The 674-nt window shown below is 63.2% G+C and carries 2 protein-coding genes; both read right to left on the bottom strand.

The annotated features are described in order from the left end of the window. Positions 1 to 412, bottom strand: a 412-nt coding sequence (locus JP75_RS24605; protein ID WP_035087805.1) for a peroxiredoxin family protein, incomplete at its 3' end; no start/stop codon positions are given. Positions 413 to 470: 58 nt separating this feature from the next. Then, the coding region (locus JP75_RS26900; RefSeq protein ID WP_035087802.1) for a hypothetical protein at positions 471 to 674 on the bottom strand (204 nt) is incomplete at its 5' end.

Here is a 674-nt window from a genome sequence, read left to right as displayed (position 1 = left end):
CATACGCTTTCCCGTTGGTGATGAGCATGGCGCTGCGGGTGAACCGCGTGCCCATGCCTGCACCCGCTAGGTCCTTGTCCAGGCCGAGGGCCCTGGCCAAGGCGGCGTTGCCGTCGGCGATAAAATCGATCTTGCCCAAGGCGCCCGAGGCTTCTGCCCAGGCCTTGACCACATGCTGGTCATTCACGGCCGCGCAGACGATCCTATCCACGCCGGCCGCGCGCAATTTATCGGCATTAGCAATAAAGCCAGGTAAATGATTGACGTGGCAGGTGGGGGTGAATGCGCCGGGGACGGCAAAGAACACGACCCGACCCTTGCCGAGCACCGCATCGCTGGTGGTGTCCGAAATGCCGTTTCCGTCGACCAGCTTCACTGGCACGGACGGGATGGCCTCCCCGCTCTCGATCATGCGCTCGCCCCTATGCGTTCACGGGCCGCGCCGACTTGACGGACCTTTGAACTAAACTTTACCGCGACGAGGCGGCCAGAGGCAACACTCGACGGGAGACTTCAAACGGTCCCATATCGGTCATGAACGTGAGCTGAACGGGCTGCCCCTCCAGGCCCTCAATCGTGTCCGTCCCCAAGGACGGCAGGAGCACTAGGCCGGGTTCGGGGCTTTTTTGCGGCACCCCGAAGAGCAGCGAGGCGTCGCCGAACGAGGCGATGAC

It is taken from the genome of Devosia riboflavina, assembly GCF_000743575.1.
In the GTDB taxonomy this organism is placed as follows: domain Bacteria; phylum Pseudomonadota; class Alphaproteobacteria; order Rhizobiales; family Devosiaceae; genus Devosia; species Devosia riboflavina.
The sequence above is the reverse complement of the archived record's forward strand: the minus strand, read 5'-3'. Positions and strand labels throughout refer to the sequence as shown.